At 68.3% G+C, this 14,419-nt stretch carries 14 protein-coding genes; 6 read left to right on the plus strand and 8 right to left on the minus strand.

What is annotated here, in order from left to right:
* Window positions 1-29: 29 nt before the first annotated feature.
* The 6 genes from LDL21_RS20320 to LDL21_RS20345 all read right to left on the minus strand — a co-directional run bounded on the left by LDL21_RS20320 (window position 30) and on the right by LDL21_RS20345 (window position 6,784).
* Entirely contained in the window at window positions 30-1,991 is a 1,962-nt protein-coding gene (locus LDL21_RS20320; protein ID WP_443678047.1) for a molybdopterin-containing oxidoreductase family protein, read from the minus strand.
* 85 nt (window positions 1,992-2,076) lie between these two features.
* A complete protein-coding gene (locus LDL21_RS20325) occupies window positions 2,077-2,736 on the minus strand; it encodes an Rv0361 family membrane protein (RefSeq protein WP_225281340.1) in 660 nt (219 codons plus the stop codon).
* 212 nt (window positions 2,737-2,948) lie between these two features.
* A complete protein-coding gene (locus LDL21_RS20330; protein WP_225281473.1) occupies window positions 2,949-4,109 on the minus strand; it encodes an acetyl-CoA C-acetyltransferase in 1,161 nt (386 codons plus the stop codon).
* A gap of 45 nt (window positions 4,110-4,154) precedes the next feature.
* Window positions 4,155-4,766, minus strand: a complete 612-nt coding sequence (locus tag LDL21_RS20335) for a TetR/AcrR family transcriptional regulator (RefSeq protein WP_370465895.1) — start codon at window positions 4,764-4,766, stop codon at window positions 4,155-4,157.
* A gap of 45 nt (window positions 4,767-4,811) precedes the next feature.
* The gene (locus LDL21_RS20340; protein ID WP_067495528.1) at window positions 4,812-5,609 is read right to left on the minus strand and encodes an SDR family oxidoreductase; all 798 of its coding nucleotides are present in this window, start codon (window positions 5,607-5,609) and stop codon (window positions 4,812-4,814) included.
* Entirely contained in the window at window positions 5,606-6,784 is a 1,179-nt protein-coding gene (locus tag LDL21_RS20345) for an acyl-CoA dehydrogenase family protein (RefSeq protein ID WP_225281341.1), read from the minus strand. The genes LDL21_RS20340 and LDL21_RS20345 overlap by 4 nt, the downstream gene beginning before the upstream one ends.
* A gap of 80 nt (window positions 6,785-6,864) precedes the next feature.
* On the opposite strand from LDL21_RS20345, the gene LDL21_RS20350 reads away from it, so the two are divergent.
* Genes LDL21_RS20350 through LDL21_RS20375 form a run of 6 tightly spaced genes read left to right on the plus strand, consistent with a single transcriptional unit; the run spans window position 6,865 to window position 12,793 of the window.
* Entirely contained in the window at window positions 6,865-8,415 is a 1,551-nt protein-coding gene (locus LDL21_RS20350) for a FadD3 family acyl-CoA ligase (RefSeq protein WP_225281342.1), read from the plus strand.
* The gene (locus LDL21_RS20355) at window positions 8,412-9,275 is read left to right on the plus strand and encodes an enoyl-CoA hydratase (RefSeq protein WP_225281343.1); all 864 of its coding nucleotides are present in this window, start codon (window positions 8,412-8,414) and stop codon (window positions 9,273-9,275) included. Before LDL21_RS20350 ends, LDL21_RS20355 begins: the two co-directional genes overlap by 4 nt.
* A complete protein-coding gene (locus LDL21_RS20360) occupies window positions 9,276-10,418 on the plus strand; it encodes an acyl-CoA dehydrogenase family protein (protein WP_225281344.1) in 1,143 nt (380 codons plus the stop codon). It begins immediately after the preceding gene.
* Entirely contained in the window at window positions 10,415-10,663 is a 249-nt protein-coding gene (locus LDL21_RS20365) for a hypothetical protein (RefSeq protein ID WP_225281345.1), read from the plus strand. The genes LDL21_RS20360 and LDL21_RS20365 overlap by 4 nt, the downstream gene beginning before the upstream one ends.
* Window positions 10,660-11,763 (plus strand): acyl-CoA dehydrogenase family protein, encoded by a 1,104-nt coding sequence (locus LDL21_RS20370; protein WP_225281346.1) that lies wholly within the window; start codon window positions 10,660-10,662, stop codon window positions 11,761-11,763. Before LDL21_RS20365 ends, LDL21_RS20370 begins: the two co-directional genes overlap by 4 nt.
* Window positions 11,750-12,793 carry an acyl-CoA dehydrogenase family protein gene (locus tag LDL21_RS20375; RefSeq protein WP_225281347.1) on the plus strand — a complete coding sequence of 348 codons (1,044 nt, stop codon included), beginning with the start codon at window positions 11,750-11,752 and terminating at the stop codon, window positions 12,791-12,793. The genes LDL21_RS20370 and LDL21_RS20375 overlap by 14 nt, the downstream gene beginning before the upstream one ends.
* Window positions 12,794-12,796: 3 nt before the next feature.
* On the opposite strand, the gene LDL21_RS20380 is transcribed toward LDL21_RS20375, so the two are convergent.
* Together LDL21_RS20380 and LDL21_RS20385 are read right to left on the minus strand one after the other, a co-directional pair.
* Window positions 12,797-13,138: a hypothetical protein gene (locus LDL21_RS20380; RefSeq protein WP_181701039.1), complete on the minus strand. Its 342-nt coding sequence runs from the start codon at window positions 13,136-13,138 to the stop codon at window positions 12,797-12,799.
* A gap of 1 nt (window position 13,139) precedes the next feature.
* Window positions 13,140-14,309 (minus strand): 3-ketosteroid-9-alpha-monooxygenase, oxygenase component, encoded by a 1,170-nt coding sequence (locus LDL21_RS20385; RefSeq protein WP_067640650.1) that lies wholly within the window; start codon window positions 14,307-14,309, stop codon window positions 13,140-13,142.
* Window positions 14,310-14,419 lie beyond the last annotated feature (110 nt).

A 14,419-nucleotide genomic window follows, 5' to 3' on the forward strand; every position in this document is an offset into this window, starting at 1 on the left:
TTTCGTTCGGTGATCGCGTGCGGTTCTTGTCAGCGGGGTACCACCTCCACCCGGTTGTCGTGGAAGACCGCGCCGCCGCCGAAGTCGGCGTCGCGTTCGGCGATCGTGGCGTTGACGGTCGCGCCGCCGGAATCCTTGGCCCAGCGTCCCTTCGTGGTACCCGCTACGCCGGGTCTGACACGGTCGGACACCTCGGCGATCGCCTCGAAGGAACCGCGAGCGTTGACGACCGACACCGGGGCACCGTCGGCGATTCCGCGCGCGGCGGCATCATCGGGATGCAGCGTGATACGGGTTTCGCCTGCGCGGCGGCGCAATTCGGGGTTGGCACCGAAGGTGGTGTTCAGGAAGTAGTGCGAGGCGGCCGAAATCAGCACGAGTCCGTCGCCGGGGTCGGCGGGTGGGGTGTAGGTGGGCAGCGGGTCGTGACCCGCGAATTGCGCGCGAGGAGAGACGAACTGGAGTTTTCCTGCGGGGACGGGCCCCGGTTGCACCTTCAAGAAGCCGTCGGCGCGCAACCGGTCGAGATCGTGACCCTTCAGTAGCTGACGGGCCAGTTCCTCGTCCGATTCGTACAGCGCCGGTTCGGTGAGTCCGAGGCGACGGGACAGCCGGCGGAAAGTCTCTGTGGTGGACAGGCATTCGCCCGGCGGCTCGACGGCGGGCTCGTTCCACACCAGGTACAGGTGGCCGTAGCCCGCGATCACGTCGAGATGCTCGGGTTGCATGGTCGCGGGCAGCACGATGTCGGCGTAATCGACCGTGTCGGTGGTGAAATGCTCCAGCACCACGGTGAACAGGTCCTCGCGTGACAGGCCTTCGATCACCCGGCGCTGATCCGGATTGGAGCCGACCGGATTCGCGCCGATCACGAACAGCGCCTGCACCGGCGGCTCGTCGACGTCGAGCAAGGCCTCACCGAGCCTGGTCATCGACAAGGTGCGCACCGGGTGCGGCAGCAGATCGTCGCGCACCAGGGCGGGCAGGTCGAGTTCGAAGTGCCCGCTCGTCGAATAGTGCAGGCCACCTCCGGGAAGCGCCCAGTCACCGGTGACGCCGGGCAGGCAGCCGAGCACCCGCAGCGCCATCCCGCCACCGGCGTGGCGCTGCATGCCCTGGGAGGCGCGGATCGCGGTCGGCCTGGTACCCGCGATCCGTTCACCGAGCGCGACGATCTGTTCGCGCTCGAGGCCGGTGATCGCGGCCACCCGCTCCGGGGTGAATTCCATGATGCGCTCACGGAATTCGGGCCAGCCCTCGGTGTGCTCGGCGATGAATTCCGTGTCCTCGGCACCCAGCGAGACCACCACGTGCAGCAAGCCGAGCGCTAGGGCTGCATCGGTGCCGGGCAGGGGTGCGAGGTGTTCGTCGCAGCGTTCGGCGGTCTTGGTGCGCACCGGGTCGATCGCGACCAGGTAGGCGCCGCTGTCCTGCACGAACTTCCACAGGTGATGACCGGAGGTGAGCGGATTGGTGCCCCACAGCAGGATCAGCTTCGACTTCGCGAAGTCCTCCGGGTCCATGCCGCCGGAGGTGCCGAGTGTGTAGCTCAGCCCCGCGCTGCCCGCGACCGAGCAGATGGTCGCCGCATGGTGGGAGGCGCCGAGCACGTTGAACATGCGGCGGCCGGGATACCCCTCGAGGCCCTGAAGGTAGCCGAGGCTGCCGGTGCCGTGGAACGGCCAGATCGCCTCGGCACCGAACTCGTCGATGATGCCGGTGAGCCGGGTGGCGATCTCGTCGAGGGCCTCGTCCCAGCTGATCCGCTCGAACCGCCCGGAACCCTTGGGACCCGTCCGGCGCAGCGGATACCTGAGCCGGTCCGGCGCACCGACCTGCTCCAGATAGCGATTCACCTTCACGCACAGCGCACCGCGCGTGACCGGGTGTTCTTTGTTGCCACGCAGGCCGGTCGCGACGCCGTCCTCGACCGTCACCACCCACGAGCAGGCATCAGGACAGTCGAGTGGGCACGCGCCGAGCACCTTCACCGCTCCCATCGTAGGCCGGTGCCCGACGCCCGCGGAGCAGGAGAGGCGGCGACCGGGTCGGCCCGATGGGACCGACCCGCCGCGCTCACTCCGTTTCGATGGTCGGGTTGAGGATTCCGCACACCCGCCAGCCGCCGTCCTCCTCGACCAGCTTGTAGGTCGCGGTGGAGGTTGTGCTCTGGCCGAGGATCGTCATGCTCATCGCCGTGGTGAACGTCCCGGACTTGCTGCCGGAGGCGACATCCACGCTCTTCAGCGTCGTCGTGACGCTCGGTGCACCGCCGCCCGACGGTGCCTTGGTCGGCGTGGCCTGGTTCTCGTACTTCGCGATCTCGTCGCGGTCGGAGGCGCACACCAGGTCTTCGAGCTCGCCCTCCTTGTCGACCCAGGCCTGCGCCGCCGCGCGCGGGGTGTCGTAGCCGCCACCACCGAGCGGACCGCCGCCACCGCCGAACATGTAGATCGCGCCGACCGCGATCGCGACCAGCACGACCAGACCGCCCAGGATGAGAACGATCTTGCCGCCGCCGCCCGACCGACGCGGCGGCTGCCCGTAACCACCGGGCGCGCCGTACGGCTGTCCCTGCGGATACGGCTGTCCCTGCGGGTACGGCTGACCCTGCGGGTACGGCTGACCCTGCGGGTAGGGCTGACCCGGCATCGGCTGGCCCGGATACGGCTGACCAGGCTGCATCGGCTGACCTGGCCGACCTTGATACGGGTTGGGCGGTTGTGGGTAACCCATTCGAAATTCCTGTTCCCTGTTTCCACGAGCAGTACCTGACCGGCACCGCTTCAGCACATGGCTTACCCACTGCGCCAACGTGTTATCGCGGTGGCGCCGGGAGAGCAACCGCTCAGTCTCGGTGACCGATCGCTCGCCCGCAAGTCCGCCGGACGCACAGCGGCCCGATACCGGAGTGTCCGGTACCGGGCCGCTGGCGGCTTCGTGTCGAATTACTCGCTCGCGCCGAGGCGTTCGATGATGGTGACGTTCGCGGTGCCGCCGCCCTCACAGATGGTGAGCAGACCGTAGCGGCCGTTCACCCGCTCGAGCTCGTGCAGCAGGGTGGCGAACAGCTTCGCGCCGGTCGCGCCGAGCGGATGACCGAGGGCGATGGCACCGCCGTTGACATTGACCTTCGCCGGATCGGCGCCGATCTCCTTGATCCAGGCCAGGACCACCGGCGCGAAGGCCTCGTTGATCTCGATGACATCGATGTCGTCGATGGTGAGCCCGGTCTTCTCAAGCGCCCACTGGGTGGCCGGAATGGGCGCGCTCAGCATGAAGATCGGGTCGGCGCCGCGCGCGCTGACGTGATGGATGCGGGCCCGCGGGGTGAGCCCGTACTCCTTGACGGCCCACTCCGAGGCGAGCAACGTCGCGCTCGCACCGTCGGAGATCTGGCTGGCCACCGCGGCGGTGAGCGGGCTGCCCTCGCTCAGCGGTTGCAGCGTGGCCATCTTCTCGAGGCTGGTCTCACGCGGGCCCTGGTCGACGGTGAAGTCACCGACCGGCACGATCTCGGCCTCGGAGCGGCCCTCGGCGATGGCCGCACGAGCCCGCTGATGGCTGCGCAGCGCCCACTGCTCCATGTCCTCGCGGGTGATGCCCCACTTCTCGGCGATCAGCTCGGCGCCACGGAACTGCGATACCTCGCCGGTGCCGTAGCGCTGATCCCAGCCGGTGGCGCCGACGAAGGGCGAGTCGAATCCGTATTCCTTGCCCGCGAGCATGGCCGCCGAGATCGGGATGGCGCTCATGTTCTGCACGCCACCCGCGACGATCACCTCCGCGGTGCCGCTCATGATGGCCTGGGCGCCGAAATTGATGGCCTGCTGGCTGGAACCGCACTGCCGGTCGACGGTGACGCCGGGAACTTCCTCGGGGAAGCCCGCGGTCAGCCACATCGTGCGCCCGATATTGCCCGCCTGCGGGCCGATGTTGTCGACACAGCCGACGATCACGTCGTCGACGACAGCCGGGTCGATACCGGTGCGCTCGACGAGTCCGCGCAGTGCGGCGGCGCCGAGGTCGGCCGGGTGCACACCGGCCAGCGCGCCGCCACGCTTGCCGACAGCGGTCCGCACCGCATCGATCACATAGGCCTCCCGCAACGGGGTGTAGGGGCGGCGCTCGGCGGGTGCGGTCATGGGGTACTCCTAAGGCGCGTCGCTCGCGGGCACGGTGAGCCCGTCGAGCACGATGGTCAGATATTGCGAGGCAAGGTTTTTCACGGTGATGGGACCGCCGGGGGTGTACCAGCGGACCGCGACCCACACGGTGTCGCGCAGGAAGCGGAAGGCCAGTTCCACGTCGAGTTCGGGCCGGAAGCTGCCGTCGGCGACGCCGGCGGCGAGCACCCGGTGCCACAGATCGCGGAACTCGGTGTTGAAGTCACGGATGTAGCCGAAACGTTCCACGTCACGCAGGTTCTTGGCTTCGGCCTGGTAGATCGCGACGGCGGCGTGATGCCGGTCGAACGCCTCGTAGGAGGCGAGGACCAGGGCCTCGAGGGTGGCCCGCGAACTGAGTCCGGCGGCGGCGATCTCGCGGTAGCGACCGAACAGGTCGTCGAGGAAGCCGCGCAGGATCTCGTCGACCATGGATTCCTTGGAATCGAAATGGTGGTAGAGACTGCCCGAGAGGATGCCTGCCGAATCGGCGATGTCGCGCACCGTGGTGGCGCGCAGGCCGCGCTCGGCGAACAGGTCGGCGGCGAGGGCGAGCAGTTCGTCGCGGCGGGTGCGTTTCGCGGTATCGGGTGCTGTCACCCTAGACATCGTACAACCAAGCACTTGCTTGGAATGCTGCTGCCGTCATGCGCGCTGACTACTCACGGAAACCACCTCACCGGTCAGGTACGAGGTGTAATCACTGGCCAGCATGGCGATCGTCGCCGCGACCTCCCACGGCTCGGCCGCGCGCCCGAAAGCCTCACGCTCGCTGAGGTTGTCGAGCAGTTCCGATGAGCTCACCTTGTCCAGGAACGGGTGGCGCGCGATGCTCGGCGCGACGGCATTGATGCGCACCCCGAACTCGGCGGCCTCGATCGCGCTGCACCTGGTCAGCGCCATCACACCCGCCTTGGCCGCGGCGTAGTGCGCCTGGCCGTGCTGCGCTCGCCAGCCGAGCACGCTGGCGTTGTTGACGATCACGCCGCCGTGGCCCGCGTCGCGGAAGTAGCCGAGCGCTGCCCGCGTGCAGCGGAAGGTGCCGGTGAGGGTGATGTCGAGAACCTGGTCCCACTGCTCGTCGGTCATGTCGACCACGGGGGTCTCGCCGCCGAGGCCGGCGTTGTTGATCATGATGTCGATGCGCCCGAGTTCGGCGGCAGCGGCGGTGAGCAGCTGATTCACCTGGGCGGTGTCGCGCACATCGCACACCACGGCGCCGACGGTGCGCTCCGGGAATTCCTTGGCGAGCAGTTCGGCGGTTTCACCCAATCTCCGCTCGTGCCAATCGGATACCACCACATCGGCACCCTCGGACAGGAGCCTGCGGGCGGTGGCCGAGCCGATGCCGGTACCGGCGGCGGCGGTGACGACACCCTTGCGGCCGGTGAGCAGGCCGTGGCCGGGGATGGGCGCGGGCGGGGTGGCGAGCGGGCCGGTCACGGTCGGGCCTCGCGCGGCAGACCGAGCACCCGCTCGGCGATGATGTTGCGCTGCACTTCGTTCGAACCTCCGTAGATGGTGTCGGCGCGGCTGAACAGGTACAGCCGCTGCCATGCGGTCATGTCGTCGTCGGGGATCACCAGACCGGCGGCGCCCTGCACCGCCATGGCCAGCTCGCCGAGGTCGCGATGCCAGTTGGCCCACAACAACTTCGACACCGAGGCGCCGCCCGCGTCGTTCTCGTCGCCCATGGTGCGCAGCGCGTGGGCGCGCAGCACCCGAAGGCCCACCCAGGCGCGGTCGAAACGCGCGGCGATCAGCGGGTCGTCGGCGGCACCGGTGCGGCGGGCGAGGTCTTCGATGTCGGTGAGTTCGCGGGCGAAGCGGATCTGCTGGCCGAGGGTGGAGATGCCACGCTCGAAGGTCAAGGTGCCCATGGCGATTCGCCAGCCGTCACCCGGCACGCCGACGACGAGGTCCGCGTCGGTGCGGGCGTCGTCGAAGTACACCTCGTTGAATTCCGAAGTGCCGGTGAGCTGCTGGATCGGGCGAACGGTTATGCCCGGCTGGTTCATCGGGACGAGCAGGTAGGACAGGCCGTGATGACGGGTAGACCCGCGTTCGGTGCGGGCGATCACGAAGCACCAGTCGGCCACGTGGGCCAGCGAGGTCCAGATCTTCTGGCCGTTGATCACCCACTGGTCGCCGTCGAGGCGGGCGGTCGTCGACACGGCGGCCAGGTCGGAACCCGCGCCCGGCTCGGAGTAGCCCTGACACCACAGCTCGCCGACCGAACGGACGCCGGGCAGGAAGCGCTTCTTCTGCTCCTCGGTACCGAAGGCGAGCACGGTCGGCCCGAGCAGTTCCTCACCCACGTGTGAGACCCGCGCGGGCGCGTCGGCCTTGGCGTACTCCTCGTGGAAGATCACCTGCCTGGCGACGCTCTCGTCGCGGCCGCCGTACTCCACCGGCCAGCCGAGACACGTCCAGCCGGCGGCGGCGAGATGACGATCCCAGGCCAGCCGTCGCTCGAAGTGCTCGTGTTCTCGGCCCGGCCCGCCGGTACCGCGCAGGTCGGCGAACTCGCCCGCGAGGTTTTCGGCAAGCCAATCACGGATCTCGGCGCGGAACTCCGCGTCGGAGGTAACTGAATCTGCGGTCTGGATCACGCCCACCACGGTAGAGTAACCTACCAAGCACTTGCTTTGTTAGCTGCTTCGTGAAGAACAGCGAACCGCACAACGGTGAGGACCCCGTGACACCCGCTGCACAGACCACCCCGCAGGCGCTGCGCCAGACCGCCGCGGCGTATCCGCACGAGCCTGCCATCGTCGACGGCGAAACCCGCCTGACGTGGGCGCAACTGCTCGACCAGGTGCGGATCGCGGCGCGCGCGCTCATCGCCCGCGGCATCGAACCAGGCGACCGGGTCGCCATGTGGGCACCGAATACCCATCACTGGGTGGTGGCCGCGCTGGCCGCGCATTCGGCCGGTGCCGCGCTCGTGCCGCTGAACACCCGGTACGTGGCGGCCGAGGCGGTCGACGTGCTGAACCGGGTCGATGCGAAGGCACTGTTCGTCGCCGGTCCGTTCCTGGGCCGCGACCGGGTCGCCGAGCTGCTCACCGAAGCACCGGAATCGACCATCGGAACGGTTGTCGTCATCCCGGTCGAGCCGGGCGCGGCCACCGGGACCGGCTCGCTCACCTGGGACGATTTCCTCGCCGAGGCCGAGCGGGTCACCGAGGCCGACGGCGAAGCGCGCGCGGCGCAGGTCTCCCCCGACGACATCTCCGACATCCTCTTCACCTCCGGCACCACCGGCCGCAGCAAAGGCACCCTGGTCGCCCACCGGCAGGCTCTGGATGTGGTGCGTGCCTGGTGCGCCTGCTCGACCGTGCGCGCGGGCGACCGCTACCTGGTGATCCCACCCTTCTTCCACAACTTCGGTTACAAGGCGGGCATCCTGGCGTGCCTGGTCACCGGGGCGACGATCGTCCCGCAGGCGACATTCGATGTCCCGGCCGCGCTGCGCCTGGTCGAGTCCGAACGGATCACCGTGCTCACCGGGCCGCCGACGATCTACCAGACCATCCTCGATCACCCCGAGCGCGGCGAGCGGGACCTCTCTTCGCTGCGCGTCGCGGTGACCGGCGCGGCGACCGTGCCGGTGGTGCTGATCGAGCGGATGCGCGACGACCTCGACTTCGAGGTGGTCATTACCGCCTACGGCCTGTCGGAGACCGCAGGCTTCGGCACCATGTGCGACCCCGACGACGACGCCGAGACCATCGCCAACACCTGCGGCAAGCCCATCGCCGGCTTCGAACTGCGCCTGGCCGACAACGGTGAAGTGCTGCTGCGCGGCCCCAACGTGATGCTCGGCTACCTCGACGATCCCGAGGCCACCGCCGAGGCGATCGACACCGACGGCTGGCTGCACACCGGCGACATCGGCGTGGTCGACGACCGCGGCTACCTCAAGATCACCGACCGGCTCAAGGACATGTACATCACCGGCGGATTCAACGTCTATCCCGCCGAGATCGAGCAGACCCTCGCCCGCCTCGACGGTGTCGCCGAGTCCGCGGTGATCGGGGTGCCCGACGAGCGGATGGGCGAGGTCGGCATGGCGTTCGTCGTCCGCAAGCCGGACACGGACCTGACCGCCGACGACGTGCTCGCCCACGCGAGCGCCCATCTGGCGAATTTCAAGGTGCCCCGGTTCGTCGAGTTCCGCGACCGGCTGCCCTACAGCGCGGCGGGCAAGGTGCTCAAGCGCGAGCTACGTGAGGAGAAGTCGTGAGTTCCGAAACCGAGGTCGTCACCTACGAGGTGCGCGGACCGGTGGCTGTCATCACCATGAACCGGCCCGATTTCCGCAACGCGCAGAACTCGAAGATGACCTACGCCCTCGACGCCGCGTTCGTGCGCGCGGTCGAGGACGCCGCGGTGAAGGTGATCGTGCTCGCGGGCAACGGAAAACACTTCAGTGCCGGGCATGACATCGGCACACCGGGCCGCGACCACGACGCGCACTACGAGAACAAGGCCGCGCTGTGGTGGGACCACGTCGACCGCACCGGTGGCGACCAGCGATTCGCCCGCGAGACCGAGGTGTATCTCGGCATGTGCAGGCGCTGGCGCGAGATCCCCAAGCCGACGATCGCGATGGTGCAGGGCGCGTGCATCGCCGGTGGGCTGATGCTGGCCTGGGTGTGCGATCTGATCGTCTGCTCCGACGACGCCTTCTTCTCCGATCCCGTTGTCCGCATGGGCATTCCGGGTGTGGAGTACTTCGCGCATCCGTGGGTGATGGGCCCGCGCGCGGCCAAGGAGTTCCTGTTCACCGGTGACCGGTTCGGGGCCGCGCAGGCCGAGAAGTGGGGCATGGTGAACCGGGTCGTGCCGCGCGGGGAGCTGGAAGCCGAGACCATCGCGCTCGCCGAGAAGATCGCCACCATGCCGCAGTTCGGGCTCGCGCTCACCAAGAAGGCGGTGAACCAGGCCGAGGATCTGATGGGGATGCGCTCGGGCATGGACTCGGTCTTCGGACTGCATCATTTCGCGCACGCGCACAATGCCGAGGTCGGTGCCGATTCGCTGGGCGGGATGAACGCCAAGACGATGAAGACCGCCGCGGCCGAACAGAACGGGTCGAAGTAGATGGATCTCGAGATCGACGAGGCAGCCACACAGTTCCAGCTCGAGGTGCGCGAATTCCTCGCCACCCATGTGCCCCGCGAACCGCTGCCGTCCATGGACACCGCGGAAGGCTTTGCCGCCCATCGTGCCTGGGAGGCGACGCTGGCCGAGGCTCGGCTCTCGGCAGTGTCGTGGCCGCGTGAATACGGTGGGCGCGACGCCTCCATTCTCGAATGGGTTTTGTTCGAGCAGGAGTACTACGCGGCGGGCGCGCCGGGCCGGGTGGCCCAGAACGGCATCTTCCTGCTGGCGCCGACACTGTTCGAGCACGGCACCGAGGAGCAGCTGGCCCGGATCCTGCCGAGAATGGCTCGCGGCGAGGACATCTGGGCGCAGGCCTGGTCGGAGCCGGAGGCGGGTAGCGACCTCGCGGGCCTGCGCTCGACCGCCCGGCGCACCGAGGGCGGGTGGGTGCTCAACGGTCAGAAGACGTGGAGTTCCCGTGCGTCCTACGCGGATTGGGCTTTCGGCCTGTTCCGCAGCGATCCCGAGGCGCAGCGTCATCACGGGCTGACCTACGTGATGTTCCCGCTGACGGCCGAGGGCGTGAGCGTGCGCCCGATCCCGCAGCTCGACGGCGAACCCGGCTTCGCCGAGATCTTTCTCGACGACGTGTTCGTCCCCGACCACGACGTGATCGGCGCACCCAACGAGGGCTGGCGGGTGGCGATGGCCACCTCGAGCAACGAGCGCGGCCTCTCGCTGCGCAGCCCCGGCCGATTCAGCGCCACCGCGCAACGCCTGATCGATCTGTGGAAGCAGACCTCTGATCCCACCGACACCGCCGCCCGCAACGCGGTGGTCGACGCCTGGCTCGGGGCCGAGGCATACCGGCTGCACACTTTCGGAACTGTCACCCGCCTGCAGGACGGCGGCCAGCTCGGCGCGGAATCCTCGATCACCAAGGTCTTCTGGTCCGACCTCGACATCGCCATGCACGAAACGGGCCTCGACCTGCTCGGACCGGCCGCCGAGCAGCGCAGTTCGTGGACCGACGGCTACCTGTTCTCCCTCGCGGGCCCGATCTACGCGGGCACCAACGAGATCCAGCGCAACATCATCGCCGAACGCCTCCTCGGCCTGCCACGGGAGAGCAAGCGATGAACACCCGCTTCCTGCTGCATCTCGAGCAGCGCACAGGTGAGGTGCGCGCCGCCCGCGACGAGCTCGGCGGCGCCCCCGGCTCTGCGATCGACCTCCCGGATGCTCGGACACAGCTCAACTTCTCCACCCACCGGCGCGAGGTCCCCGACGGCCGGACCCCTCTCGCCGCGACCACCGGGCCCGCGACCCGGACGTCGAACGATGTGAGTCGAATCGACCACCCGACAACAGGAGGTGTGCGATGAGATTCGCCCTCAGTACCGAGCAGCTCGACTTCGCCGCGGAGCTGCGCAAGATCCTGGATGCGGGGCAGGTGCCTGCCGCCGTGCGCGCCTGGTCCGAGGGCGACACCGCCCGTGGCCGCGCGATCCTGCGGCAGGTCGCCGACATGGGTGTCTTCGGGCTTATCGTCGACGAGGAACACGACGGCGCGGATGCCACGCCGGTCGACCTGGTGGTGGCACTGATCGAACTCGGGCGCGCGGCCGTACCTGGTCCGGTGATCGAATCGTCCGCCGTGATTCCCGCTCTGCTGCAACATCTCCCGGCCACCGCCGAGCGCTGGCTGTCGGGGGTGGCGACTGGTGAACTGCTCGGCACCATCGCCTTCGAGCACGGCGGCCGCACCGTCGCGCTCGACGCGGATGCCGCTGAATTCGTCCTGGTGGCCGGTAGTGCACAGGTCTCCACAGGTCAGCCTGGCCTCGGCGCCGCTACCGCCGACCGATCGCGGCCCGGGACCGGTGAACCCGACGAAACCGCGGATGTCGGCGCCGATGTCCGTGGTGCGCGCCGGTTCGAGACCACGGCGGCGATCGCGTCGATCGATCCGGCCCGCAAGCTGTTCGAAGTGTCCGCCGACGAGGTGGTGGCCGAGGATTCCGATGCCGTCGACTTCGCCTTCGATATGGGTGTGCTCGCCTGCGCGGCACAGCTACTAGGAGCGGGTCGCGCCATCCTCGATCAGACGACCGCCTATGCCAAGCAGCGCAAGCAGTTCGGCCGCGTCATCGGTGAATTCCAAGCGGTGAAGCAGCAGCTCGCCGATGTACGGATCGCGCTCGATCTGGCCGAGCCGCTACTGTACCGCGCCGCCCTCACCCTCGACTCCCCCGATCGCGCGCGCGATGTATCGGCAGCCCTCGTGGCCTGCGGCGATGGGGCTCACCGCGCGTCACGGGCCGGCCTGCAGGTCCATGGCGCGATCGGCTACACCGCCGAATGCGACCTCTCGCTGTGGCTCACCCGGGTCGCCGCTCTGCGCACCGCCTGGGGGACCGCCGACTTCCACCGAGCGCGGATCGCCACCGCCCTACGCACCGAGGAAACCCATGTCATCGAATGAACTGCTCGAATTCCGCTCGTCGGTGCGGGCACTGCTGGCCAAACACGCGACTCCGGAAGCCCTTCGCGCGGCGATGGACAGCGACCTCGGGTACGACCCGAAGCTGTGGCAGCTGCTGTGCGAGCAGGTGGGAGTCGCGGCCCTCGCGGTGCCGGAGCAGTGGGGCGGCGTCGGCGCGAGTCTCGTCGAATCGCTCATGGTCGTCGGCGAATTGGGCCGGGTGCTGAGCGGCGTGCCGATGCTCGGTTCGGCCGTACTCGGCGTCCAAGCCGTCCTGCTGGCCGGCGATGAACAGGCTTGCGAGCGGCTGCTCCCCGACCTCGCCGAAGGCGCTCGCACGGCCGCGCTGTGCTGGGCGGATTCCCAGGGCTGGGACAACTGCGGCGTGCGCGTGGAAGGCGGATTGCTCAGCGGGACAGCGCATTACGTGCTGCACGGCGCGCAAGCCGACGTCCTGCTCGTACTCACCGACGACGGATTGTTCGAAACCTCGCCTACCGCGGCAGGTGTCACTGTGACGCCGACGCCGGGACTCGACCACACCCGCACCCTCGCGAGCATCACCTTTACCGAAACCCCGGCGACCAGGCTCGGCGACCCGGGCAGCCGGCTGCGTGACATCGCGTGGGCGGCGCTGGCCGCCGAACAGGTCGGCGCCGCACGACGCTGCATCGAGATGACGGTCGAATACACCAGCGCGCGAGTGCAGTTCGGCAGGCCGATCGGCAGCTTCCAGGCGCTCAAGCACCGCATGGCCGATATGTATGTGCTCGTCGAATCGGCGGAATCGGCCGCGCTGCTGGCCGCCCAGTCGCTGGCGGCGGGCAGCGATTCGGCCGCCGAGGACGTGTGGGTTGCCCGCACCCACTGCACCGAAGCGTTCAACGCGGTGGCCGCCGAGACCATCCAGTTGCACGGCGGTATCGCCATCACCTGGGAACACGACGCCCACCTGTACTTCAAGCGGGCACACGCCACCGCGGAACTGTTCGGAACCGCCCGCCGCCCCGCGACCATCGGGGCGGCGTAGCGGCTAGGACGGGTTGTCGGGGACCTCGAGCACGCCCTCGTCGACCGCCCATTCGATCGTCTTCTGCAGCGACGGACAGGTGTCCGGCCGACCCGGCCGGGCACCGTGGGAACTCAGCTCGGCGAAGACCGGACAGCGCGTTTCGGGCCGTTCGGTCCACTGCACCGAGGTCTGGTGCGCACTTGCCTTGCGCACCAGCACCTCCGTGCTGCATGCCTGACACCGCAGGGGCGTCAGACCTTCGTCGAGATACCGTTGCTGGTCGAGGGCGGTCTGGGCCCGCACCGCCGCCCGGCGGGCGGGCTGATCGGCGAAATCCGGTGCCTTGGCCCAGCTGGCGGCCATGTCACACGCCCGCTTCCTCGGCCTTGCGCCGCAGGTTCTCGGCGACCTCGGCCTCCCAGGCCTCGTTCGCCTTGGTCGTGTCGACCTCGAACTCGAAGCGCTGGGTCATCTTCTCGGTGACATCGGCGATGTCCACATAGAACTGGTCGTACCAGCGTCGCAGCTGGTAGACCGGCCCGTCCTCCTCGCACAGCAGCGGGTTCTCGACCTTGGACTTGTGCTTCCAGATCTCCACGTCCTGCAGGAAGCCGTCGCCGAAGAACGTGGTCATCGTGTTGGCCAGCTTGGTGGCGGTCTCGTCATCGATGCCCTTGGGCTTCTCGACGGTCAGGCCCCACTGCAGCACGAACGAGTCCTGGGTGACCGGATAGTGGCAGTTGATCAGCACGACCTTCATCTCGTACCCGCTGTAGATGTTGATCAGCGGGTTGATCATGTAGGACGGACCGAAGTACGACGCCTCCGACTTGAGCAGCGTCTCACCACCGTGCTTGGCCGCCATGCCGATATCCGGGCGGCCCTTGGTCTCCAGGAACTGGGTCGCCACATGGCCTTCGAAGACGTTCTTGAAGTACGTCGGGAAGGCGTAGTGGATGTAGAAGAAGTGCGCCATGTCCACGACGTTGTCGATGATCTCGCGGCAATTCGCACCCTCGATCAGCAGCGAGTTCCAAGTCCAGTCGGTCCAGCCGCTGTCGTGGGTTTCGCTCGGGTTGCCGTCCGCGTCGGTATACACGCCCTCGATGTGCGGGATCGTGACCTCGGGCGGCGGTTCGTTGCCCTCGTGGTCGTGCCACACGAACAGCTGACCGTTGCGTTCCAGCGTCGTCCACTTGCGCGTGCGCGCCAGCGGCGGCACCCGGCGCCCGTAGGGGATCGCGGTGCACTTGCCGCTCGCCCCCCAGCGCCAGTCGTGGAACGGGCAGGCGATGTCGTCGCCCTTCACCGAGCCCATGCTCAGGTCGCCGCCCATATGCCTGCAGTAGGCGTCGAGCACGCGGAGCTGGTCGGACGTATCGGCCCAGATCACGAGTTTGGTTCCGAAGATCTCGACCGCGTGCGGTTTACCGTCGCGGAACGTCTTCGCGAGACCGACGCAGTGCCAGCCGCGCGCGAACCTGGTCGGCGTGGTACCGACATCGAGTTCTCTCACCTTGGGGTTGACTGCCATCCCGAACCCTCCTTCTTCACTAGAACACGTTACAAAATACGGCCGGTTCACGCTAGCTGTCCGCGTTATTCCCTTCTCGACAGGAATGGGAACCTGTTCTAGTCTCAGAG

Source organism: Nocardia rosealba, from assembly GCF_020216065.1.
In the GTDB taxonomy this organism is placed as follows: Bacteria; Actinomycetota; Actinomycetes; order Mycobacteriales; family Mycobacteriaceae; genus Nocardia; species Nocardia rosealba.

Coding starts and splice junctions, on each gene's coding strand:
- LDL21_RS20325 (WP_225281340.1), bottom strand. CDS start 2,736: ATGGGTTACCCACAACCGCCCAACCCGTATCAAGGTCGGCCAGGTCAG.
- LDL21_RS20360 (WP_225281344.1), top strand. CDS start 9,276: ATGGATCTCGAGATCGACGAGGCAGCCACACAGTTCCAGCTCGAGGTG.
- LDL21_RS20365 (WP_225281345.1), top strand. CDS start 10,415: ATGAACACCCGCTTCCTGCTGCATCTCGAGCAGCGCACAGGTGAGGTG.
- LDL21_RS20370 (WP_225281346.1), top strand. CDS start 10,660: ATGAGATTCGCCCTCAGTACCGAGCAGCTCGACTTCGCCGCGGAGCTG.
- LDL21_RS20375 (WP_225281347.1), top strand. CDS start 11,750: ATGTCATCGAATGAACTGCTCGAATTCCGCTCGTCGGTGCGGGCACTG.
- LDL21_RS20380 (WP_181701039.1), bottom strand. CDS start 13,138: ATGGCCGCCAGCTGGGCCAAGGCACCGGATTTCGCCGATCAGCCCGCC.
- LDL21_RS20385 (WP_067640650.1), bottom strand. CDS start 14,309: ATGGCAGTCAACCCCAAGGTGAGAGAACTCGATGTCGGTACCACGCCG.